Raw genomic sequence first — 23148 nt, forward strand, 5'->3', positions numbered from 1 at the left:
GCGATACGGCGACGCTGACCGCGTCAGAACGCTTCTCCCTGCCGCACCGCCAGCGCAGCCGCCGCCGCGCGCGTTTCCACGCCCAGTTTGACGTAGATGTGTTCCAGGTGTTTATTCACCGTTCGTGGCGACATGCCCAGTATCTCGGCGATGTCCCGATTCGTTTTTCCCTTGGCCAGCCAGCGCAGCACATCGGCCTCTCGCGGCGTCAGGCCGTAGGCCGTGGCCAACGGCGCCGTTTCCTGCAACAGCAGCAGCGTTTCGCCGCTGCGCCGGGATGCCGACAGACTCAAGGTCAAACGCCCTCGCGCGCTAGCCAGCACCAAGGGCTCAGCCGCCGGGCCGGCCTTCAGGTTGCGCGCCACCCAATCCGCCAGGGGCGCGGGCAGCTCTGACGCATCTTCCGCGCAGCCAAAATACGCCGCCAACCAGATCCGCGCCTTGCCCGTCTTCCAGATCGGCAGCCCGCTCGCGTCCAGCGCCACCACGGCGCGTGCGGCCGCATCGATCGCGTCAAAGGCGGCTGACAGGCTGCGCGCATTGCGCAGATGCGTTCGCAGCCTGGCCACCACCACGTCCGGGTCCAGCGGCTTGGTCACATAGTCGACGCCGCCGACGCGAAATGCCTTCAACACGTGTTCGGGCTCGGTCAGGCCCGTCATGAACACCACGGGCACATCTCCCGCCGCGGGGTGCGCTTTCAGACGTGCGCAGGTCTCGAAGCCGTCCATGCCCGGCATCACCGCGTCCAGCAGCACGATATCCGGCACCACGAAATCCACCCGTTCGATCGCCGACTGGCCATCGATTGCCACCAGCACCTGATAGCCCGCCGCATCCAGTGCGGTGGACAGCATTTTCAGATTGTCCGGCGCATCATCGACCAGCATGACGAGGTTCTTATCGGGCGTGGGCATGGTGACGCTGTACATGGTGTTTAAGCACCTGATTGAATTCACTCAGTTGAAACTCGCCTGCCAGCGCGCGCAGATGCGCCGTCAATTCGCGCGTTTCGGCGCGGCGGCCCCGTATTTCTTCCAGCTTGGCCTGGATGCCCTTGATGTAGCCCATGGCCCCCAGTTCCAGCAGCGCCTCGGCATCCTCGCGCTCCAGCGCCACCCGATGCAGGTCACCCGCGGGCAGCGCCGCCTCGACCGGCGCCACCTGCCAGTCCAGCTTGAGCAGACGGCCCAGATGGTTCAGCAAATCCTCGACCATCACCGGCTTGGCAATGAAGGCGTTGTGCCCGCTCTGTGCCGGGTCTTTCGGATCCAGCCCCAGGATATTGGCCGACAGCATCACGATAGGCACGGCCACGCCTTCATCGCGCAGGCGCCGCACAACTTCCCATCCGGTCATGTCCGGCATCGAGACGTCCATCAGTATCAGCGCTGGCCGCAAGGTGTGCACGCAGGCAAGGCACGCGGCGCCGTGCGGCGCTTCGTGAACCTCAAAGCCCAGCGGTTCGAGCAGGTCGCGAACCAGGCGCCGCTGCGAGGGCTGGTCATCCACCGTCAGAATCCGCAGGCGCTCGCCGCGGTAGCCCACCACCAGCCCGGAGGGCCGGGCGTCGCTGCGCGGCGAGCGCACTTCCGGCAGGAACAGTTTGAGCGTGAACACACTGCCGCGGCCGACGACGCTGCGCACTGTCAGCTCGCCGCCCATGATGCCGGTCAGCATGCGGCAGATGGTCAGCCCCAGGCCCGTGCCGGAATCGGCCTGCTCGACCCCCGCCCAGCTGCGCTCGAAGGGCAGAAAGATCCGTTCGAGATCCTCGGCCGGTATGCCGCGGCCGGTGTCCTCCACTTCGAACAACACCATATCCGCGGCCGACTTGACGCGCATCGACACCTGTCCTGCCGAGGTGAACTTGAGCGCGTTGCTCAACAGGTTGATCAGAATCTGCCGCAGCCGCTTTTCGTCGATATGCACGATGGCGGGAAGTTCGGCCGCTTCATAGCAGAAGGTCAGTCCCTTGAGCGTGCTTTGCGGCCTGAACATCTGCACGATCTGCTCCAGAAACTCGGGCAGGCGCAGCTCGCTGTTCTCGAGCCTGAGCCGGCCGGCCTCGATGCGCGCGATGTCCAGCAGTCCGTCGATGAGACCGATCAAATGCTTGCCGCTGCGATGAATCACGTCGATCGCCTCGCGCCGCGCCGGTGGCAAGCCGGGGTCGCGCTGCAGAATCTGTGCGTAACCCAGAATGCTGTTCAAGGGCGCGCGCAGCTCATGGCTCATGCCGCCCATGAAACGGCTTTTGGCCAGATTGGCGCTTTCAGCCGCCTCCTTGGCCTGTTGCAACTGCGCGTCGGTCTGCTTGTGCGCCTGGATCTCGCGCAGCAGCAGATGGGTCTGGCGATCTGATTCCTCTTGCGCCACGCGCCGGCTTTCGTGGGCCAGCACCAGCCACCAGGCCGCCACGCCGCCGATCAGCAACAAGGCGGCATACAGCTTCAGGAAGGTCGGCCGCAAGCCGGAGGGGTCCAGCCCGCCCCGCATGTGACTGGCGACCTCCTGGTAGTAGATCAAGCCCAGAATGCCGGCCAGCAGTGCGCCCATCCCCATCACAATCAGGAGGTAGTGGCCCAGGCGGCTATGCAAGAGCGGTGTGACCCGCGCCGGCAACACACGGGTGAGGACCGCCTGGACCTGATCCTTCAAGCGTCCCTGCTGCTTGCAGCGATCCTGGCAGCGGGCGTCCAGCGTGCAGCACAAGGAACAGATGGACCCGTTGTAGGCCGGGCAATGCGCCATGTCCGGCTGTTCGAAGCGATTGGCGCAGATCACGCAGACATGATCGGAACCCGCGACATCGACCGGCGTGCGCGCCAGGTTGTAGCGGCCCCGCGTGCGCCAGGCGATGACCGGTGCGCAGACAAAGGCCGCCAGCAAGGCGACAAACGGCGACAAGGCCTGCGCCAGCGCGCCCGCCGTGCCCGGGAACACGCCGGCAAAGGCCAGCAGGCCCAGTGTCATGGCGATCAGCATGCTGCCCACACCCACCGGATTGATGTCGTACAGATAGGCGCGGCGGAACTCGATCCGTGCCGGCGACAGCCCCAGCGGCTTGTTGATCACCAGATCAGCCACCAGCGCCCCTATCCAGGCCAGCGCGACGTGCGAGAACACCGCCAGCACATGCTCCAGCGCGCCGAACACGCCCATCTCCATCAGGACAACTGCGATCAGCACGTTGAACACCAGCCACACCACCCGCCCTGGATGGCTATGCGTGATGCGGGCAAAGAAATTGGACCAGGCCAGCGAGCCGGCATACGCATTGGTCACATTGATCTTGACCTGCGAGATCACCACGAAGGCCGTTACCAAGGCCAGCGCCAGCCCGGGATGGCTGACGACATAGGTATAGGCCGCCAGATACATATGCGTGGGGTCGCCCGCCTTGTCGGGCGGCGTGCCCAGGGACAGGGCCAGCCAGGCCAGAAAGGCCCCGCCCAGGATCTTGGCCGCGCCGGGCACGATCCAGCCCGGACCCGCGCAGACAAGGGCGAGCCACCAGCGCGTGCGGTTGGCGGCCGTGCGTTCGGGCAGAAAGCGCAGAAAGTCGACTTGCTCGCCGATCTGCGTGACCAGCGAGGCGGCAACCGCAACGGCCGAACCAAACATCAGCAGATTGAAATTGCCGCCCCGGCCGTCGTAGCCCGGAAACCGCAGGAACTCCTGCAATGTCCCGGGATCGCGCCAGGCGATGAACGCATAGGGCAAGAGCAGCAGCACCAGCCATATCGGCTGCGTCCAGGATTGCAGCCGGCTGATGAAGGTAATGCCATAAGCCACCATGGGCAGGATGACGACGGCGCACAAGAGATAGCCGATGGACAGCGGCAGGCCGGTGGCCAGCTCGATGGCCAGCGCCATGATGGCCGCCTCCAGCGCGAAAAAGATGAAGGTGAAGGAGGCGTAGATCAGCGAGGTAATGGTCGAGCCGATGTAGCCAAAGCCGGCCCCTCGCGTCAGCAGATCCATGTCCAGACCATGGCGCGCCGCGTAGTAGGCAATCGGCAACCCGGTCAGAAAGGTGACGATCGCCACGGCGATGATGGCCCAGAACGCATTGACGAAGCCGTAGTTCAGCGCCAGCGCGCCGCCGATGGCTTCCAGCGCCAGGAACGACACGGCGCCCAGCGCGGTATTGGCGACCCGTAATTCGGACCATTTGCGAAACGACACGGGCGTGAAACGCAGCGCATAGTCTTCCAGCGTCTCATTGGCGACCCAGGTGTTGTAGTCGCGACGGATCTTGACGATGCGTTGGGGCGCGCTGGCAGACAAATCGGGCTCCGCGGAAGGTGGGGATACGTCATTGAACGTAGATGCCGTTGTAACGCCCTGGGGGCGGCGGTGGCTCTACGTCAATCAACGTATGTTGCAGTGCGTCATAGGCTCCTAGTATGCCCTCACCCTCCGGGCTGCGGCATGTGCCGCGCATGCTCGGTTTCCCTGGTCGTGATCCACTGAGGAGTCATCGATGTCTGGCAAAACCCCTTTTGATAATGCCCCGGAGCTGCCCTCGCGCCGGCGCCTGGCCCTGGCTTTTGCCTCCCTGCCGCTGCTGGGCATACCGGCGCTGTCGCGGGCCGCTGCGCCGGCCACGTCGGCCATCAACACCACCGGCCTGGCCATTACCGACACCGAAGTCACGGTAGGCCAGTTGCACTCGGCGACCGGCACCATGGCCATCAGTGAGACGGGGTCGATTCAATCCGAGCGCCTGGCCATCGAGCAGATCAACGCAATGGGCGGCATTCTGGGCCGCAAGATCAAGATCATCCAGGAAGACGGCGCCTCGGACTGGCCGACGTTTGCCGAAAAGGCCCGCAAACTGCTGGTCAGCGACAAGGTCGCCACGGTGTTCGGCTGCTGGACCTCGGCGTCGCGCAAGGCGGTCCTGCCGGTGTTCGAAAAGGAAAACGGCCTGCTCTACTACCCGACCTTCTATGAAGGCCTGGAGCAGTCCAAGAACGTCTTTTATACCGGGCAGGAGGCCACGCAGCAGATCCTGTCCAGCCTGGACTGGCTGTCGCGCGAGAAGAAGGCGCGTTCCTTCTACCTGATCGGCTCTGACTACATCTGGCCGCGCACGTCCAACAAGATTGCCCGCAAGCACATCGAGAACGTGCTCAAGGGTGAGGTGGTCGGCGAGGAATACTACCCGCTGGGCCACACGCAGTTCGGCTCGCTGATCAACAAGATCAAGCTGAAAAAGCCCGACGTGGTGTTCGCCGTGGTGGTGGGCGGCAGCAATGTGTCGTTCTACAAGCAGCTCAAGGCGGCTGGCGTCACGAGCGGCAAGCAAAAGCTCCTGACCATCTCGGTGACCGAGGATGAACTGCTGGGCATTGGCGGTGAAAACGCCGAGGGCTTCTGGTCCTGCATGAAGTATTTCCAGAGCCTGGACAATGCCAACAACAAGAAGTTCGTCGAGGCCTTCAAGGCCAGGTATGGCGCCGACGCCGTGATCGGCGATGTGACCCAGGCGGCCTATCTGGGACCCTGGCTGTGGAAGATGGCGGTGGAGAAGGCGGGCAGCTTCGATGTCGACAAAGTGGTCGCCGCGTCGGCTGGACTGGAATTCAAGGAAGCGCCCGAAGGCTACGTCAAGATCGACCCCAACCACCATCTGTGGAGCAAGACCCGCATCGGCCAGATTCGCAAGGACGGCCAGTTCGACGTGATCTTCGAGACCCCGGAGCTCATCAAGCCCGATCCCTTCCCCAAGGGTTATCAGTAATCACGTCGATCCGGGCGCCGCGCGCGACGCCCTTTCCACTGCCGGGAGCCATCCATGGAATCCTTCTCCGATCTTGGGGCCATCCTGCTGATGCAGGGCTTTAATGGCTTATCGGTCTTCAGCGTGCTGTTGCTGATGGCCCTGGGCCTGGCGATCATCTTTGGCCAGATGGGCGTCATCAACATGGCCCATGGCGAGTTCCTGGCGGTGGGCGCCTATTGCACCTACCTCTGTTCCGAACTGGTCCAGCAGTACGCGCCGGGCCTGATGCCGGCCTACTTCTTTGTCGCCATCCTGCTGGCCTTCGCGGTGACCTTCAGCCTGGGCTGGCTGACCGAGTGGCTGATGATCCGTCATCTGTACCGCAGGCCGCTGGACACGCTGCTGGCGACCTGGGGCTTGTCGCTGGTGCTGCAGCAGACCCTGCGTTCGCTGTTCGGTCCGCGTGAAGTCAGCCCCACGCTGCCCGATTGGCTGATGGGATCCTGGCAGCCGCTGGACGGGGTGGACATCCCGATCAATGGCCTGTTCGTCATGTCCATCAGCATCGTGCTGACTGGCGCGCTGCTCCTGGCGTTGTTCCGGTCGACCTGGGGCTTGCACGTGCGCGCGACGGTGCAGAACCGCGCCATGAGCGGCGCGGTGGGCATCGATACGAAGCGTGTGGACCGCGTGACGTTCTCGTTGGGTTGCGGGATTGCCGGGATTGCCGGCGCCGCTTTCACGACGATCGGTTCCACCGGCCCGACCAGCGGTTCGCTCTACATCGTCGATACGTTCCTGACGGTGGTGTTTGGCGGCGCGGCCAGCTTGTTCGGCACCATCGCTTCGGCCTTTGTCATCGCGCAGACGCAATCGATCTCCGAGTTCTTCATGACCGGTTCGATGGCCAAAGTGCTGACGCTGTCGGCCATCGTGATCATTCTGATGCTGCGCCCGCAAGGCCTGTTCAGCATCAAGGTACGCAGGTAGGGGGCGCATCATGCAGAAATTCTTTCACAACGTGATCGGCGGGCGCGAAGGGCTGGCAGGGCTGGCCATTCTGGCGCTGCTGCTGTTCGTGGTGTTTCCATTGGCCCTGGACGTCTTCCGGCTCAACCTGATCGGCAAGTACCTGTCTTATGCCTTTGTGGCGCTGGGCCTGGTGCTGTGCTGGGGCTATGGCGGCATCCTGAGCCTGGGCCAGGGGGCGTTCTTCGGGCTGGGCGGGTATTGCATGGCGATGTTTCTGAAGCTGGAAGCCTCGACGCCGGAAGCCACGAAGATTCAATCCACGCCCGGTATCCCGGACTTCATGGATTGGAACCAGCTGACGTCGCTGCCCTGGTTCTGGGTGCCCTTCAAGAGCTTCTGGTTCACCGTGATGGCGGTGCCGGTGCTGCCCTGCCTGCTGGCGTTGATTCTGGGCGCGGCCATGTTCAAGCGCCGCGTGGGCGACACCTACTTCGCCATCGTGACGCAGGCCGTGGCCCTGATCCTGTCGGTGCTCATCATCGGCCAGCAAGGCTGGACGGGGGGCGTCAATGGCATCACCGATCTGAAGACGTTGCTGGGCTGGGATATTCGCACGGACAGCGCCCGGCTGGTGCTGTATTTCATCAACGGTGTGCTGCTGTTCGCGTGCATCCTGTTCGGCCGCTACCTGCTTTCGTCAAAACTGGGCAAGCTTCTGATGGCCATGCGCGACAAAGAGGAACGCGTGCGCTTCTCGGGCTATGACGTCGCCAGCTTCAAGGTATTCGTGTTCTGCGTGGCCGCCGTGTTCTCGGCGATCGGTGGCGCCATGTTCACCTTGCAGGTCGGCTTCATGTCGCCTTCCTTCGTGGGGATCGTGCCATCCATTGAAATGGTCATCTTTGCCGCGGTCGGCGGCCGGCTGTCCTTGTTGGGCGCGGTCTACGGCACGCTGCTGGTCAACTTCGGCAAGAGCTATTTCTCCGAGAGTTTCCCGCAGCTCTGGCTGTTCCTGATGGGCGGGCTGTTCATTGCGGTCGTGATGGCGTTTCCCAACGGGCTGGCCGGTCTGTATCACCAATACACCCAGAAGCGCCTGGCGCGTAAAGCATCGCGCCAGCAGGCGGATGGCGCCGCGGAGGCAGCATGAACCCGTCAGAATTCGCGTTGTACATCGAAGGCCTGACCGTGTCGTTCAACGGCTTTGTCGCCGTCAACGACCTGAACCTGTACGTCGACCAAGGAGAGCTGCGCGTGGTCATCGGCCCGAATGGCGCCGGCAAGACCACGCTGCTGGACCTGATCTGCGGCCGCACCAAGGCGACCGCGGGCTCGATCCGATTCAAGGATACCGAGCTGACCGGTCTGGCCGAGTACGAAATCGTGCGCGCCGGCGTGGGCCGCAAATTCCAGACGCCCTCCATCTATGAAACCCTGTCCGTTCGGGAAAACCTGGAAGTCTCGTTTCCGGCCGGGCGCAGCGTGCTGGGCGCGCTGACCTTCAGGCGCAGCGCGGCCGTGATCGAGCGGGTGGAACAGGTGGCCGAAGAGATATTTCTTGCCGACCAGCTTGACCGCTCGGCGGAGCTGCTCTCGCACGGCCAGAAGCAATGGCTGGAGATCGGCATGCTGCTGATGCAGGAGCCCGAGCTGATGATGCTGGACGAACCTGTGGCCGGCATGAGCGTGTCCGAGCGCGAACGCACGGCCGAACTGCTCAATCGAATCAGCCGGAATCGATCGCTGATCGTGATCGAGCATGACATGGAGTTCGTCAAGAACATCGCGCACAAGGTCACGGTGCTGCACCAGGGCCGTGTGCTGGCCGAGGGCAGCATGGACAAGGTGCAATCCGATCCGCGCGTGGTTGAAGTCTATCTCGGCCACTAAGGCCAGGAGGCAATATGTTCAATATCGCTGGCCTGGTGTCGGGCTATGGGCAAAGCAAAGTCATCCACGGTGTCGATCTGGCCGTGGCCCCCGGTGAAATCGTCGCCGTGATGGGGCGAAACGGCATGGGCAAGACCACGCTATTCAATACCATGATGGGGATGCTGCCCGCCATGCAGGGCTCGATCTCGCTCGATGGCAAGGCGCTGGAACGCCTGGAAAGCCATCAGCGCGTGCGCAGCGGCGTGGCCTACGTGCCGCAAGGCCGCATGATCTTCCCGACCCTCACTGTCGAGGAAAACATCCGTACCGGCATGCGCGGGCGGGCATTGCGCAACACCATCCCGGAGGACATCTACGCGCTGTTTCCGGTGTTGCACGAGATGCGCGGCCGGCGTGGGGGCGATCTTTCTGGCGGGCAGCAGCAGCAGCTTGCCATCGCGCGCGCCCTGGTCACCAACCCCCGCGTGCTGCTGCTGGACGAGCCCACCGAGGGCATACAGCCGTCCATCATCAAGGACATCGCCCGTAGCCTGCTGGAAATCCGCAAATTGCGCAGCCTGGCCATTGTGGTGTCCGAGCAAGTCTTGAGTTTCACCATGCAGATCGCCGACCGGCTCATCGTGATCGACAAGGGCCGCTTCGTGCACGAAGACCCGCGCGGGCGCGTGGACGAAAAGACGATCAGCAAATACCTGTCTGTCTGAAGCCGTTGTCCATCCAAAAGGAGCATGACATGCCTGAAACCCTGATCAAGGTCGACCTGGCCCAATCCCCCTACGAAAACGAAGGCGTGCACAATCGCTGGCATCCCGATATCCCCATGGCGACGTGGGTCCGGCCGGGCGATGATTTCGTGCTCGAAACCTACGACTGGACCGGCGGCGCGATCAAGAACGATGACGACGCCTCCGATGTGCGCGACGTGGACCTGTCCACGGTGCACTTTCTGTCTGGCCCGGTCGGCGTCGAAGGCGCCGAGCCCGGGGACTTGCTGGTGGTGGATCTGCTGGATATCGGCGCCAAGCAGGAAAGCCTGTGGGGCTTCAATGGCTTTTTCAGCAAGAACAATGGCGGCGGCTTTCTGACCGAACACTTCCCGTCGGCGCAAAAGTCGATCTGGGATTTCGAAGGCATGTTCACGACCTCGCGCCATATTCCTGGCGTGCGTTTCGCCGGCCTGATCCATCCGGGCCTGATCGGCTGCCTGCCGGATCAGGCGCTGCTGGACAAGTGGAATGAGCGCGAACAGAAGCTGATAGACAGCGACCCCGACCGCGTGCCACCCCTGGCCAATCCCCCCGCGCCCAAGACGGCGCACATGGGCAAGCTCAAGGGCGCCGAGCGCGATCGTGCCGCCGCCACCGGTGCGCGCACCGTGCCGCCGCGCGAGCACGGCGGCAATTGCGATATCAAGGACCTGTCGCGCGGATCCCGGGTGTTCTTTCCGGTTTACGTCAAAGGCGGCGGCCTGTCGGTCGGCGACCTGCACTTCTCGCAGGGCGATGGCGAGATCACCTTCTGCGGCGCCATCGAAATGGCGGGTTGGGTGCACATGCGGGTCTCTCTCATCAAGGGCGGCATGGCCAAGTACGGCATTCGCAATCCCATCTTCAAGCCCAGCCCCATCACGCCCAACTACAAGGACTACCTGATCTTCGAAGGCATTTCGGTCGACGAAGGCGGCAAGCAGCACTATCTGGACGTGCATATCGCCTATCGCCAGGCCTGCCTGAACGCCATTGAATATCTGAAGAAGTTTGGCTATTCGGGCGCGCAGGCGTATTCGATATTGGGCACGGCGCCGGTGCAGGGCCACATCAGCGGCGTGGTGGACATTCCCAATGCGTGCGCGACGTTGTGGCTGCCGACCGAGATCTTCGATATCGACATCCAGCCCAATGCGCTGGGCGACGTGCCGCAGATCAAGCGCGGCATGGACATGCCCATTGCCAAAGACCTTTAAGGAGCCGGCATGCCGCTCTATGACTATCGCTGCCAGGACTGCGGCGAGTTCTCGGTTCTGAGGCCGTTATCGCAATGGCGTGACCCCGCGTCCTGCCCCGATTGCGGCGTCTCCTGCGAGCGCTTCGTCAGCGGCGCACCCGCGGTCTCGGCGCTGTCCTCGGCAATGAACCGCGCCCGCGCCGTCAACGAACGCGCCGCCCATGAACCCCGCAGCACGCGGGGCGGCCACGGCATGGGGTGCAGTTGTTGCTCAGGCGCGAACGCCGCGGGCCGGACGCGTCAGACCGCCGACGGCGGCAAGACGTTCGCTGGCGCCCGGCCTTGGATGATCAGTCACTGAAGACGGAAGGCAAGGCGAGCCGGGGCTGGCCTTGCCACGCCCCGCCCTCACAGCGTCGACATCTGCCCCGGCAACCACAGCGCCAGTTGCGGCACGGCCAGCAGCAGCACGATCATCAGCAGCAGCATGGCAAGAAACGGCAGCACGCCCACCACCACGTCCATGAACTTGCCCTGGCCGCGCACGCTGTGCACCACGAACAGATTCATGCCGAAGGGCGGCGTGAGCTGGCCCATTTCGCACAGCACGATCAGCATCACGCCGAACCACACCGGGTCGTAGCCCAGCGCCATGACGATGGGCACGGTGAGCGGCGCGGTGGTGACCAGCATGGCGAGCGTGTCCATGAAGCAGCCGAGCAGGAGGTAGAAGAGGATGATGGCCAGCATCATGCCCAGCGGCGGCAGGTCCAGGCTGGTCACGGCATTGACCAGCAGGGTCGTCAGGCCGATGGAGGACAGCACGAAGTTCAGGAAGAACGCGGCCAGCGTGATCAGGATGATCATGCCGGTGGTGCGCAGCGTGGCCTCGAAGGCGCGGCCCAGCATCTCCCAAGTCAACACGCGCTTGTAGGCGCACAGCAGGGTGGCGGCCACCACGCCGAGCGCGGCCGATTCGCTGGCGGTGGCGATGCCGCCGTAGATCACGCCGATGACGAGCGCGAAGATGGCAAGCGGCGGGACCAGATGCGGAAGCGCCGCGATGCGTTCAGCCCAGCTTACCGTCGGGCGCTTGCCGGCCAGGCTTGGCCGCCACAGGCACAGGCCGACGATCAGTGCGATGAAAAGCGTGGTGAGAAGAATGCTGGGCAAGGTGGCGGCCAGGTAAAGCTTGGGCACCGACACGTTGGCAATCAGCGCGTACACGATCATGTTGATCGACGGCGGGATCAGGATGCCGAGCGTGCCGCCCGCGGCTATCGAGCCCAGGAACAGCGGCGCGTTATAGCCCGACTTGCGCTGCTCGGGCAGGGCCAGCGTGGCGATGGTGGCGGCGGTGGCGACGCTTGAACCGCTGGTGGCCGAGAACATGGCGGAGGCGCCGATGTTGGCGTTCATCAGTCCGCCCGGCAGCCACGACACCCACTTGGACACGGCGCCATACATACGGCCAGCCACGCCGGAATGCACCAGCAGTTCGCCCATCAGGACGTAGAGCGGAATGGCGACCAGCAGGAATTCGGCGCTGGTGCCCCAGGCCAGTTCACCGATGGCGTTGGTCAGTTTCAGCGGCGAGTAGACGCCGGCCAGGCTCATGCCCAACAGACCCACCGTGGCGGCGGCGGTAACGCTCAGCGCCAAGAGGCCGAGCAGCATGGAAATCGTCATTATCAACATGGCTCACTCCTGGGGTTGCGTGCGCGCCGGCACGGGCGCGTCGGCGGTTTCTTCTTCGATGCCCTCTTCCACCGAGTGGATGCCGATCAGCGCATTGACCGCCTGCCAGCGGCCGCGCATCACGCGGCCAAGCGCGCAGGCGCCCAGCACCACGATGGTGAAGAGGAAGAAGGCGTAGCCGGCAAACCAAAGCGACTGCGGGATCCATTGCGGCACCTGCAGCGGCGTGTTGGACACCGACTGGAAGGCGATGGAGTCGGCCAGCACGAACCACGCGTGCCAGGTCAGCGTGCCCACGAATACGCCCAGGCATGCCAGCGCGAACAGGTCCAGCGCCACGCGGGCCTTGGCGGGCAGGTGGGTGTAGACCACGTCGACGCGGATGTGCGAGCGGCGCAGCAAGGTGATGGGGAAGGCCCAGGCGCTCGCCACGGCGAGGGTGTACCCGGCCAGCTCGTCGGCGCCGCCAAGGGAGACGCCGGCCAATTTGCGCGCGGCGAGGTCGGCCACGATGAGCCAGGACACGAGCAGCAGCCCCAGACCGCCTATCCAGGCGCCGATGCGGGCCACACGATCAAGCAGGCGTAGCGAACCATGCGTTTCTGTCGTCATAAGAGTTCCTTGATGTTCAGCGCAGCGTGACGCCCAGCGCCTGGCCGACGGAGGCGCTCCAATTGGCGGCGCATTCGTCGCCGCAACGCTTGGCCCAGCGGCTTGCCATGTCGGTGGCCACCTCGCGCAGGGTGGCGCGCTCGGCCTCGGTGGGTGCTGTGGCTTGCATGTCGGCCTGGCTGTGGATGCGGCATTCGCCCTGTCCGGTGTTGCAGGCCAGCGCGTAGCCGCCCTCGCGGCCAGTCTCGTCCCACAGGCGTTCTTCGAGCACCTGCGCTTCCTTGAGCATGAACTGCTGCACGGCGGGATCGAGCTTCTGCCAGCGGCGTTCGGCAATGGCGTAAAAGCCGATGGACCAGTCGATCGGCAGCAGGTAGAGGTTCTTGGCCACGTCGTACCACTTGGCCGCGTTGCCCGAGCCGATGCCGGTCACCGCGCAATCGACCACGCCGGTCTGCAGGGCGGGAATCACCTCGGCAAACGCAATGGTCACCGGCGAGGCGCCCAGCGCGCGCACGTACTCGGCCATGTTGCTGCCGCGCGTGCGCACCTTTCGGCCCTTCAGGTCGGACAGGCTTGTGACCGGCGTGCGGCAGAAGAACACCTGGGCCGTGTACGGCACGGTGGCCAGCAGCCGCACACCGTGGCGCTTGAGCATGCGCTGCTCCAGCACCGGCCGGTAGGCGGCGACCATCTTGCGCGCAGTGGCAAAGTCGGTGGCCATGCCCGGCAGATCCACGCCTTCGAAGGTCGGGTCGTCGCCGCTCACGAAGGCGAACACGCCCATGCCCACGTCCAGCGCGCCGGCGCGCATCAGGCGCACGATCTCGGGTCCTTTCAGGCCGCTCTCGGACAGGCCGATCAGCTCGGCCTTGACCCGGCCGCCGGAGGCCTCGGGCAGGGTCTTTTCCCAGAACGGCTTTTCAACCGCGCCGAAGGTGTAGTTGTGGCTGCCGCCGCCGACCACCGCGAAGTGGGTTTCGGGCAAGGCGGCGGTCTGCGCGCTTGCTGGTCCGGCAACTGCGAGCGCGGTCACGGCAGACGCCATTAGCGCCGCCAGGATGCTTCGTTTCATGTTTCCCCCCTGTTGTGTATGGGCGCGCGCGGTGCGTGCGCCCCGCCGCGGCATCGGGTTATGCCACGGTCGTTGGCGTGCACGGGTTGGCGCGCACGCGATACCAATCGGAATGACGCTGGAAGACTTCGGCCAGGTACAGCGCCAGCCGGTCTTCGCCGCCCGGGCAAAGAATCTGCAGGCCGGTAGGCAGGCCCGCGTCGTCGCGGCCGTTGGGCACCGAGACGCCGCACATCTGCAGCAGGTTGCCGATACGCGTGTATTGCACCGGCGCGTTGCCGTGATCCACCTCATCGAGCGGCAGCGCGGTGGTGAGCGTGGTGGGCGTAAGCAGCCCGGCCACGCCCGCTAGCCGCGCTTGCATTGCGGCCTGCAGGCGATCGCGTTCGCGCAGCGCGGCCAGGTAGCGCACCGCAGAGACTTCCAGCCCGACCAGCATCCGCGGACGCACCGAGTCGTCGACGGGCAGGTCCAGGTCGGTCATCTCGCGCTCGAACGAGGCCACGCCTTCCGTCATCATGATGTCGCCGGTCACGGCCTTGAATTCGGCCAGCGTGGCGGGCGGGGTGATCTCGACGATCTGCGCGCCCAGGCTGTCAAAAAGCGCGATGGACGCCTCGTAGGCTTGGCGAACCGCCGGCGTTACGTCGGCCAGGAACGCGTCGGGCAGACGGCCCAGCGTCGCGCCGGCAATGCCGAAGCGGGAGGCGTCGAGCGGCTCGTGCCACTCGCCGGGCGTGGCGGGCGCCAGCACGTCGAACAACAGGCGCGCGTCGGCCGCGCTGTGCGCGAACACGCCGACGCTGTCCAGGGTCTGGCTCAGCGTGACCACGCCCTGCGACGAGATGCGGCCAACGGTCGGCTTCAGGCCGGTGATGCCGCAGTAGCTGGCGGGCACGCGCACCGAGCCGCCGGTGTCGGTGCCGATGGCGGCGGGCGCCAGACGCCCAGCCACCGCGACCGCCGAGCCGCTGCTTGATCCGCCGGGGATGCGGTGCACGCGGTCGTCCCACGGATTGCGCGGCGTGCCCATGTGCTGGTTCGGGCCCCAGGCGCCCATGGCGAACTGCACCATGTGGGTCTTTCCCAGGATGATGGCGCCGGCGCGCTGCAGCTGCTGCACCAGCTGGGCCGTGCTTGAGGCGATGGTTTTGGCGTGGATGGGCGAGCCGATGGTGGTGGGCCGGCCGGCGATGTCGATCAGGTCTTTCAACGCGATCGGCACGCCGTGCAGCGGGCCAAGCCAGATGCCCTGGTCCATCTGCAGGTCGGCGGCGCGCGCGGCCGCCAGGGCCTCGTCGGCGTACACGGCGACATAGGCATGCAGCCAGCCGTCCAGCGCTGCGATGCGGGCCAGGTAGTCGCTCACCAGCGTTTCGGCGCGAAGCTCGCGGCGGCGCAGGCGCGGCGCGAGGTCGGTGATGGTGAGATCGATGCTCATGCGAGTGCTCCTTGGCCCGCCGCGATGGCGCGTTCGATCAGCGCGCGCGAGCCCACGATGTCGGGGAATTTCTCGCCGGCGCGCAGGCGCGCCAGCGTGGTCTGTTCCTGCGTCTGGAAGCCGATGGCCTGCTGTGCGGCGGCGCGCACGGCGCGGCGGTCCAGCACTAGCACACCGTTCTCGTCGGCCAGCACGGCCGCGCCGGGCTGCACCGCTATGCCGCCGCAATGGATCGTGCCGCAGAACTCGCCCTCATGGCCCAGCAGGCGCGTGGTGATGGGCGACGGCCCCCGCGACCATACCGGCATGCCGTGCTGGCGCAGTTCGCCCAGGTCGGTCACCAGACCGTCGACGATGATGCCCGCCACGCCGGCCTCTTTGGCGGCGTAGGCCATTGCGCCGCCGAAGGCTGCCGTCACCGCTTCGCCGGCCCGGTCGATCACCAGCACGTCACCGGGCCGCACGCAGCCCATCGCGTGATGCAGGATGCCGCCGTCGTTGCCGGGCATGCGCACCGTCACGGCAGTCCCGGCAATGCGCACATCCGGCTGGTGCGCGCGGATGTCGCCGCGCATGAAACCGGTGGTCTGGAAGTGGCCGATGGTGGCCGGCTCGGCCTTGAGCAACAGCGCCAGATCCTCGGGGGGCAAGGCCTCGGGCAGGGGATGAATCAGATACATCGCGTCGTCTTCACTACAATGAAAAAGGCTCTGAAAGCCGGTGAAAAAAAGGTATCACGCGGGCTTTCCGGGCCAATAATCAAAGTTTCGGCGCAGTTTGAAAAAGAGTTCTTATCATGCGGATAACCCTAAGCCAGCTTGAGGCCTTCTACTGGACCGCCAAGCTGGGCAGTATCCACGCGGCCGCGCGCCATCTGCACGTGACGCAGCCGGCGGTGTCGGCCCGCCTGCGCGAACTTGAAGGCGCGCTGGAAGTGCAGCTCTTTGACCGCTCGCGCCAGCGCGTGACCCTGACCGACGTGGGCCAGTCGGCGCTGCGTCATGCCGAAAGCGCGCTGCACAGCACGCGGCAGCTGGAACACTTTGGCAAGGATCGCAGCCTGGGCGGCAAGCTGCGGCTGGGCGCGGATGAGTGCTCGGCCAACGTGGGCCTGACTGCCGTGATCGCGCAGCTCAAGGAGCACTATCCCACGCTGGCGCTGGAGATGACGGTGGACGTGGGTTCAGTGCTGAACAGCAAGCTCAACGCGGGCGAGCTGGACATGGCGCTGCTGACCAACCCGGCCACGGGCGACACCATCACCGACGTGTTCATCGGCTGGATGACATTTCACTGGGTCGCTTCGCCCACGCTGCACATCACGGCCGATCCCTTTCGCGCGGAACACGCGCGTGGCCATCACATCGCCACGCACTCACCTCCCTCGACGCTGTACACCGTGGTCGAGAACTGGCTGGCCTCGGGCGGGGTGGACATGTCGGGTCCCAGCACCACCAACTCGCTGGCGCTGATCTCGCGTCTGATCGCGGCCGGCCACGCCATCGGCATTCTGCCCGTGCCGCTGCTGCAGGACATGCTGACCATGGGCGTGCTGCGCGCCTTGCCCGCCGATCCGCCGATCCCGCCGGCGCGCTTCTACATCTCGTACCTGACGGCCTCGCACGGCGCGCACATCGATTCCATCGTGGACATCACGCGCGACACCCTCACGCGCCTGAACTTCCTGGCGCCCATCGAGGCCGATCCCACGCCTGTCCGCAAGGCATAGGCATGACAAAGGGGCCGCTTGCGCGGCCCCGAACGGCGTGATGCCATCGCGTGCGGCGCGGCGGGTTCGCGCCGCGCGGCGTGGGATTCAATCGATCCGCGCGCCTGACACTCGCACGACCTCGCCCCACTTCTGGACTTCGGCATCCACCAGCGTCACGAACTGCTTGGGGTCGGTGAGCTGCGGAATCACCAGGCCGACCGCGCCCAGCTTCTCCTGGATGGCGGGCGACTGCATGGCGGTGCGCGTGGCCTCGAACAGTTTCTGGGACACCGGCGCGGGCAGGCCAGCCGGGGCGGACAGGCCAAACCAGTACTCGGAAGAAAAGCCTGGGTAACCGCTCTCGGCCACGGTGGGCGTGTCGGGGTAGGTGGGATTGCGTTGGGGGCTGCCAATGGCCAGCGCGCGCAGCTTGCCGGCGCGCACGTGCGGCAGCGCAGTGTCCTGATTGACGAACAGCACGTCGACGCGGCCCGCCAGCACATCGTTGATCGCAGCCGAGCCGCCGTTGTAAGGCACGTGCATGATGTCCAGCTTGGCGCGTTGCTTGAGCATTTCCATGCCCAGGTGACCGGTGGTCCCGTTGCCCGACGAGGCGTAGGAGTACTTGCCAGGCGCCTTGTGCACCAGATCGACGAACTCGGCCAGCGTCTTGGCCGGAAATCCCGGCGCGGTCACGAGCACGTCAGAGCCAAAGGCAAGGATCGCAATCTGGTCGAGCTGATCGAGCTTATAAGGCAGCTTGCTGTAGAGCCCTTGATTGGTGGCGATGCCCACGCCCGACACCAGGAGCGTGTGGCCGTCGGGTCGCGCCTGCGTCACGTAGGCGGTCCCGATGTTGCTATTGGCGCCGCCCTTGTTCTCGACCACGATGGTGCTCTTGAGCGCCTTGCCCATTTCCGCGGCGAGCAGGCGGCCGATGAAGTCGGTGCCGCCGCCAGCCGGAAACGGCACGACCAGACTGATGGGCTTGTCGCCCGGAAAGTCCGCGGCCTGCACCGGCGCGGCGGAAACGGCAAGGGCCACGCCGGCGATCAGCGCCGGCGCCATCGACTTCAGAAACGTGCGGCGAATGGACGAAGCCATCCCTGCCTTGCGGCATGCTTTTCCCACGGCTTGCATGGTGTGATTCCCCTTGGGTGTTATGAAACGGTCTGTCGACCGAAGGGAAAATTAGCACGCAGGGTTGGGCCGTCAGTAATCACAAATGCCCGCCGAATTGAGAGATTTTTGTTATTACGGGTAATCCCGGCGTGGCTCGCAGCTTGACAGGGTGGTTGTAGTGCGCAACATTATGGTTGTGCAATACAACCTAATGGACGCGCCATGCAGATGCCCGCCAAATCAATCGACGAAATCCGGTCCGCATCGCGCACCATCGTGCGCGAACTGGGCTTCATGCGGCCGACGTTGGCGGGCACCGCCTACTCCGCCTCGGCCGTGCACGCGTTGCTGGAAATCGATGCCCAAGGCGGGGTGGCGGCGGCCCATCTGGTCACTGCGCTTGGCCTGGAAAAATCCAGCGTGAGCCGCATGCTGGCCAAACTGATCGCGGCCGGGGACATTGCCGAGTCGGCAAGCGCAGAGGATGCGCGTCTGAAGCAATTGACGCTGACCGGGCAAGGCAAGGCGTTGGTCAAGAGAATCCATGCATACGGCCGCAATCAGGTCACCTCGGCGATGGCGCACTTGAATCCCTCGCAACAGCAGGCGGTCGCGCAAGGGTTGTCGGAGTACGCCAGGGCGCTCAAGGCGAGCCGTGGGGCGCAATCCGCGGCGGTCCGCGATACCGTGCAGATCGTGCCCGGCTATCGGCCCGGTCTGGTGGGACGCGTGGCCGAGATGCATGCGGCCTTCTATTCGCGGCACTCGGGCTTTGGCCAGTTCTTCGAAAGCCAGGTGGCCACGGGAATCGCCGAGTTCGCGGGGCGGCTCGGCGAGCCGTGCAATGGGGTGTGGACGGCGATTCAGAACGACCGGATTGTCGGCTCCATCGCCATAGATGGGCAAGACTTGGGCAATCGCCAGGCGCACCTGCGCTGGTTCATCCTGGATGACGGATGCCGGGGCAGCGGAACCGGCCGCAAGCTGATCGGTGCGGCGCTGGACTTCTGTGACCGGTTCGGTTTCTCGGCGTGCCAGTTGTGGACCTTCAAAGGCCTGGATGCGGCGCGCAAGTTGTATGAGTCCGTGGGATTCAAGCTTGTGCATGAGGAAGATGGCCATCAGTGGGGCAGCATCGTCACCGAGCAGCAGTTCACCCGCGTCAAGCCCACGGCCTGATACCCGCGCGGCCGACCTGCCATGCGCACCGGGCGCGCCGCAATTGCCGCCGCCGCGACGGTGGGAATGCTCGTGGGCGCGGCGATGGTTTCCACAAGCGTGGTGTCCAGCGCCATCTCGCCCGCAACACTTGCATTCCTGCGCTATCTGATCGGTGCGGCGGTCCTGTTGTTGCCGTTGGGCCCGGCCGTACGCACGACCTTCATGGTCAAGGATGCAATTGCCATCGCCACGCTGGGCGTTTTCCAGTTCGCCGTGCTGGTGCTGTTGCTCAACCATGCGCTGTTGACGGTGTCAGCAACCGTGTGCGCGCTGGTGTTTGCCACGATGCCGCTCGTGACGATGTGCCTGGCGGTGATCACCGGCAAGGAGCCATACAGTGGCCGAGGTCTGGTTGGCGTGTGCACCGCAGTGGCTGGCGTTGCGTATCTGCTGCTGTCGCCTTCCGCGTCCGCGGCGGGCGTGGCGCACAACGGCTGGGGGATGGTGGCGCTGGTATCCGCCACGATCGTCGGTGCCGTGACAAGCATCCTGTACGGTCCCTATCTGCGCCGCTATCCGGCGCTTGCGACCTGCCGGCTCGCGATGGTTGCCGCGGTGGTGTTCCTGCTGGGATTCTGCGTGCTCACCTCGCAGCCGCTGGTTCCCTCGCTGAATCGGCTTCAGTGGGTCAACGTCGTGTTCATTGGCTTGTCGAGCGGGGTGGGCTATTTTTGCTGGTTGTGGGCGCTGGGCAGGCTGGCTGCCAGCAAGGTCACGGCCTTCCAAGCCCTGGGTCCGGTGACCGCCGCGCTCATCGAGTCGCTGCTGTCGCAGCGGCTTGCGCCGATGACGGTGCTCGTTGCGCTCGCGATGGTTTGCGCGGGACTGGTCATTGCGACACGAAGGCCTGAGGCGAACTGAACAACCTGTTCTATCTGACGGTGACGGCGGCCTGGCCGCCGTCACCGTGGGATTCGCAGGGTGCGCATCATCTCCGCGCACCGTCTGCGACCGGCTACATCAAGCCGAAAGTTCGTTACGAACCAACTCCGCGCCCGCGCTCAACGCCTTCAACTTGCCGTTGGCCACCGCGCGCGGCAGCGGCGCCATGCCGCAGTTGGTGCACGGGTACAGCTTGTCGGCATCCACGAACTTGAGCGCCTGGCGCAGCGTGGCGGCGACTTGCTCGGGGGTTTCGATGGCGTGGTTGGCCACGTCGATGGCGCCGACCATCACCTTCTTGCCGCGGATCAGTTCGATCAGGTCGATGGGCACGTGCGAGTTCTGGCATTCCAGCGACACGATGTCGATGCTGGATTTCTGCAGCTTGGGGAACGACTCCTCGTACTGGCGCCATTCGGATCCCAGCGTCTTCTTCCAGTCGGTGTTGGCCTTGATGCCGTAGCCGTAGCAGATGTGCACGGCGGTTTCGCACTTCAGGCCTTCGATCGCGCGCTCCAGCGTGGCGACGCCCCAGTCGTTCACTTCGTCAAAGAAAACGTTGAAGGCAGGCTCGTCGAACTGGATGATGTCGACGCCGGCGGCTTCCAGTTCGCGCGCTTCCTGGTTGAGGATCTTGGCAAATTCCCAGGCCAGCTTTTCGCGGCTCTTGTAGTGGGCGTCGTACAGCGTGTCGATCATGGTCATGGGACCGGGCAGCGCCCATTTGATGGGCTGCTTCGTCTGCTGGCGCAGGAATTTGGCGTCTTCGACGAACACCGGCTTCTGGCGGCTGACGGCGCCGACGACGGTGGGCACGCTGGCGTCGTAGCGGTCGCGGATCCGGACGGTCTCGCGCTTTTCGAAGTCAACGCCGTCCAGATGTTCGATGAACGTGGTGACGAAGTGCTGGCGCGTCTGCTCGCCGTCGCTGACGATATCGATGCCGGCCAGTTCCTGTTCCTTCAGGGCCAGGAGCAGCGCATCCCGTTTGCCTTCGGCCAGCTGTTCGTCTTGCAGGCTCCAGGGCGACCAAAGCTTTTCAGGCTGGGCAAGCCAGGACGGTTTGGGCAGGCTGCCGGCGGTCGAGGTGGGCAAGATTTTTTTCATGGCGATAGTGTCCGTCTGTTTTCGGTTCATTGATGGGAGTAGCTGGCAGCCCATTGATCAAGCACGTGCTTGTACGGCTTGATGAAGTGCGTCTCGGCAAACTTGCCCTGCTTGATGGCGAGCTGACTGCGTTCGACGCGGTCGTACACGATCTGCGTCAGCGAGTAGTCCTGGTTCTTCAGGCTGGGTTGATAGCGCTTTCCAGCCGCGGAATTGGCGTTGTAGATTTCCGGCCGGTAGATGCGCTGGAACGCTTCCATCGTGCTGATCGTGCCGATGAGTTCAAGATTGGTGTAGGCGCCCAAGAGGTCTTCCTGGAAGTAGAACGCCAGCGGCGCCACGCTGTTGGGCGGCATGAAGTAGCGGACCTGCAGGCCCATCTTCTCGAAGTAGTGATCGGTCGAGGAGAATTCGCTTTGCTGATATTCCACGCCCAGGATCGGGTGGTGGTTGTCGGTGCGGTGGTAGGTCTTGCTGCTGGAGACGCTGATGCAGATGACCGGCGGCTTCGCAAATTGCGCCTGGTAGGCCTGCGATTGCACGAAGTGCTTGAAGAGCTTGCCGTGCAGGTCGCCAAAATCTTCCGGCGTGCTGAACGTGGCTTTGTTGTCGTTGAATTCGGGCAGCAGCACGCTGAAGTCGTAGTCGCGCACGTAGGAAGAAAAGTTGTTCCCCACGATGCCGTCGATGCGCTTGTCCGTTTGCTTGTCGACGATGTTGGTCTTGAGCATTTCGATCAGCGGAAACGTGCTTCCGTCTTCGCCCAGCGTCATCTCGGCGGTGATGATGTCCAGTTCAACGGCGTAGCGGTCGCCCGTGGGGTTGTCCCAATGCGCCAGGTCATTGAAACGGCTGTCGATCATCTTGAGCGTGTTGCGCAGGTTTTCCTGGCGGCTGGCGCCGCGGGCCAGGTTCGCGAAGTTGGTCGTGATGCGTGTGCTGTCCGACGGCTGATAGTTCTCATCGAAGCGGATGCTCTTGATGCTGAAGGTGAAGTCGTTGCTCATGGGTGTCGGATGCCAAAAATGCTGCGATAAACGTGAATTCGTTGCCGGCGCGATCAGCGTGTGCTGTCACGCTGCGTGTTCGACGATCGGTAAGGGTGGCCCGGCGTCAGGCCGCCAGGGCTTCTTGGGCCGCGGCGGCGCGCGCATGCCGCGTCAGTTCGACCAGCGGCAGGGCGCGCTGGACCGCCAGGCCGGCCCGCTGGATCAGTGCGTCGTTCTGCAGGCGGTAGTCGACGAAGTCCTCGTCGGTCGCGTAGATGCCGAGCGGCAAGGTGCGCGCCTGAAAGAAGCTGAACAACGGCCGCAACTGGTGGTCGATCACCAGCGCATGACGCTGGCTGCCGCCGGTCGCGGCCAAGAGGACGGGCTTGTCGATCAAGGCGTCCTGATGAATGAAATCGAAGAAGTGCTTGAACAGGCCGGTGTAGGAGCCCCGGTAGACGGGCGTTGCCACCACCAGGACATCGGCTTGCTCGACCGCAACCAGCTCGCGCTCGACCGTGTCGGGCAACTGCGAGCGCCACACCGCGCCGGCAAGCTGCGGCGCCAGCCGGCCCATTTCGACCAGGCGGGGTTCGCAGGGAATTTCGTTGGCGATCAGCGCCAGCAACTGCTCTGCCAGGGCGGTGGTCTTGGAGGGACGTTGCATGCCGCCGGAAACGGCGACCAGTCGCAGGGGGGGTGTCATCTTTGCTTCCATGGAGCCAATCGGCACGAAAGAGGTCGACT

Annotated in this window: 21 protein-coding genes; 10 read left to right on the forward strand and 11 right to left on the reverse strand. The window is 64.6% G+C overall.

Features of this window, described 5'->3' with window-relative positions; translation table 11 throughout:
* Positions 1 to 23: 23 nt before the first annotated feature.
* Together HV786_RS17400 and HV786_RS17405 are read right to left on the reverse strand one after the other, a co-directional pair.
* The gene (locus tag HV786_RS17400; RefSeq protein ID WP_128829769.1) at positions 24 to 932 is read right to left on the reverse strand and encodes a response regulator transcription factor; all 909 of its coding nucleotides are present in this window, start codon (positions 930 to 932) and stop codon (positions 24 to 26) included.
* Positions 901 to 4293, reverse strand: coding sequence for a hybrid sensor histidine kinase/response regulator (locus HV786_RS17405; protein ID WP_128829770.1), 3393 nt, complete (start codon positions 4291 to 4293; stop codon positions 901 to 903). The genes HV786_RS17400 and HV786_RS17405 overlap by 32 nt, the downstream gene beginning before the upstream one ends.
* 196 nt (positions 4294 to 4489) lie before the next feature.
* Between HV786_RS17405 and urtA the strand changes: the two genes are divergently transcribed.
* From urtA to HV786_RS17440, 7 genes are read left to right on the forward strand one after another with little or no spacing between them, the layout of a single operon-like run.
* Positions 4490 to 5752: an urea ABC transporter substrate-binding protein gene (urtA, locus tag HV786_RS17410; protein WP_152383164.1), complete on the forward strand. Its 1263-nt coding sequence runs from the start codon at positions 4490 to 4492 to the stop codon at positions 5750 to 5752.
* A gap of 54 nt (positions 5753 to 5806) precedes the next feature.
* A complete protein-coding gene (urtB, locus tag HV786_RS17415) occupies positions 5807 to 6724 on the forward strand; it encodes an urea ABC transporter permease subunit UrtB (protein WP_056320639.1) in 918 nt (305 codons plus the stop codon).
* A gap of 10 nt (positions 6725 to 6734) precedes the next feature.
* A complete protein-coding gene (gene urtC, locus HV786_RS17420; protein WP_128828578.1) occupies positions 6735 to 7856 on the forward strand; it encodes an urea ABC transporter permease subunit UrtC in 1122 nt (373 codons plus the stop codon).
* Positions 7853 to 8596: an urea ABC transporter ATP-binding protein UrtD gene (urtD, locus tag HV786_RS17425; RefSeq protein WP_108696590.1), complete on the forward strand. Its 744-nt coding sequence runs from the start codon at positions 7853 to 7855 to the stop codon at positions 8594 to 8596. Before urtC ends, urtD begins: the two co-directional genes overlap by 4 nt.
* 14 nt (positions 8597 to 8610) lie before the next feature.
* On the forward strand, positions 8611 to 9303 hold the full coding sequence (gene urtE / locus HV786_RS17430) for an urea ABC transporter ATP-binding subunit UrtE (RefSeq protein ID WP_128828577.1): 693 nt from the start codon (positions 8611 to 8613) through the stop codon (positions 9301 to 9303).
* Between the two features lie 29 nt (positions 9304 to 9332).
* Positions 9333 to 10562, forward strand: a complete 1230-nt coding sequence (gene fmdA, locus HV786_RS17435) for a formamidase (RefSeq protein WP_128828576.1) — start codon at positions 9333 to 9335, stop codon at positions 10560 to 10562.
* A gap of 9 nt (positions 10563 to 10571) precedes the next feature.
* Complete coding sequence (locus tag HV786_RS17440; protein WP_128828575.1) at positions 10572 to 10904, forward strand: zinc ribbon domain-containing protein; 333 nt, start codon at positions 10572 to 10574, stop codon at positions 10902 to 10904.
* Positions 10905 to 10951: 47 nt separating this feature from the next.
* Here HV786_RS17440 and HV786_RS17445 read toward each other — a convergent pair whose 3' ends face one another.
* From HV786_RS17445 to HV786_RS17465, 5 genes are read right to left on the reverse strand one after another with little or no spacing between them, the layout of a single operon-like run.
* Entirely contained in the window at positions 10952 to 12241 is a 1290-nt protein-coding gene (locus HV786_RS17445) for a TRAP transporter large permease (protein WP_142051803.1), read from the reverse strand.
* A gap of 3 nt (positions 12242 to 12244) precedes the next feature.
* Positions 12245 to 12853 carry a TRAP transporter small permease subunit gene (locus tag HV786_RS17450; RefSeq protein WP_128830302.1) on the reverse strand — a complete coding sequence of 203 codons (609 nt, stop codon included), beginning with the start codon at positions 12851 to 12853 and terminating at the stop codon, positions 12245 to 12247.
* 16 nt (positions 12854 to 12869) lie between these two features.
* Entirely contained in the window at positions 12870 to 13928 is a 1059-nt protein-coding gene (locus HV786_RS17455; RefSeq protein ID WP_128830303.1) for a TRAP transporter substrate-binding protein, read from the reverse strand.
* Between the two features lie 58 nt (positions 13929 to 13986).
* Positions 13987 to 15369 carry an amidase gene (locus tag HV786_RS17460; protein WP_175211364.1) on the reverse strand — a complete coding sequence of 461 codons (1383 nt, stop codon included), beginning with the start codon at positions 15367 to 15369 and terminating at the stop codon, positions 13987 to 13989.
* The gene (locus HV786_RS17465) at positions 15366 to 16049 is read right to left on the reverse strand and encodes an RraA family protein (RefSeq protein ID WP_128829554.1); all 684 of its coding nucleotides are present in this window, start codon (positions 16047 to 16049) and stop codon (positions 15366 to 15368) included. Before HV786_RS17465 ends, HV786_RS17460 begins: the two co-directional genes overlap by 4 nt.
* A 116-nt stretch (positions 16050 to 16165) precedes the next feature.
* Between HV786_RS17465 and HV786_RS17470 the strand changes: the two genes are divergently transcribed.
* Positions 16166 to 17098, forward strand: coding sequence for a LysR family transcriptional regulator (locus tag HV786_RS17470; RefSeq protein ID WP_056320668.1), 933 nt, complete (start codon positions 16166 to 16168; stop codon positions 17096 to 17098).
* An 87-nt stretch (positions 17099 to 17185) separates the two neighbouring features.
* Here HV786_RS17470 and HV786_RS17475 read toward each other — a convergent pair whose 3' ends face one another.
* A complete protein-coding gene (locus HV786_RS17475; protein WP_252870358.1) occupies positions 17186 to 18184 on the reverse strand; it encodes a Bug family tripartite tricarboxylate transporter substrate binding protein in 999 nt (332 codons plus the stop codon).
* 240 nt (positions 18185 to 18424) lie between these two features.
* Between HV786_RS17475 and HV786_RS17480 the strand changes: the two genes are divergently transcribed.
* Entirely contained in the window at positions 18425 to 19381 is a 957-nt protein-coding gene (locus HV786_RS17480; RefSeq protein WP_128829552.1) for a bifunctional helix-turn-helix transcriptional regulator/GNAT family N-acetyltransferase, read from the forward strand.
* 21 nt (positions 19382 to 19402) lie between these two features.
* On the forward strand, positions 19403 to 20284 hold the full coding sequence (locus HV786_RS17485) for a DMT family transporter (RefSeq protein ID WP_128829551.1): 882 nt from the start codon (positions 19403 to 19405) through the stop codon (positions 20282 to 20284).
* Positions 20285 to 20383: 99 nt separating this feature from the next.
* Here HV786_RS17485 and HV786_RS17490 read toward each other — a convergent pair whose 3' ends face one another.
* From HV786_RS17490 to msuE, 3 genes are all read right to left on the reverse strand, one after another.
* Positions 20384 to 21412, reverse strand: coding sequence for a methionine synthase (locus HV786_RS17490; RefSeq protein WP_128829550.1), 1029 nt, complete (start codon positions 21410 to 21412; stop codon positions 20384 to 20386).
* A 26-nt stretch (positions 21413 to 21438) separates the two neighbouring features.
* Complete coding sequence (locus HV786_RS17495) at positions 21439 to 22419, reverse strand: DUF1852 domain-containing protein (RefSeq protein ID WP_128829549.1); 981 nt, start codon at positions 22417 to 22419, stop codon at positions 21439 to 21441.
* Between the two features lie 106 nt (positions 22420 to 22525).
* Positions 22526 to 23107, reverse strand: coding sequence for an FMN reductase (gene msuE / locus HV786_RS17500; protein ID WP_128829548.1), 582 nt, complete (start codon positions 23105 to 23107; stop codon positions 22526 to 22528).
* Between the last annotated feature and the right edge of the window lie 41 nt (positions 23108 to 23148).

It is taken from the genome of Achromobacter mucicolens (assembly GCF_902859725.1).
GTDB lineage: Bacteria > Pseudomonadota > Gammaproteobacteria > Burkholderiales > Burkholderiaceae_B > Achromobacter > Achromobacter mucicolens.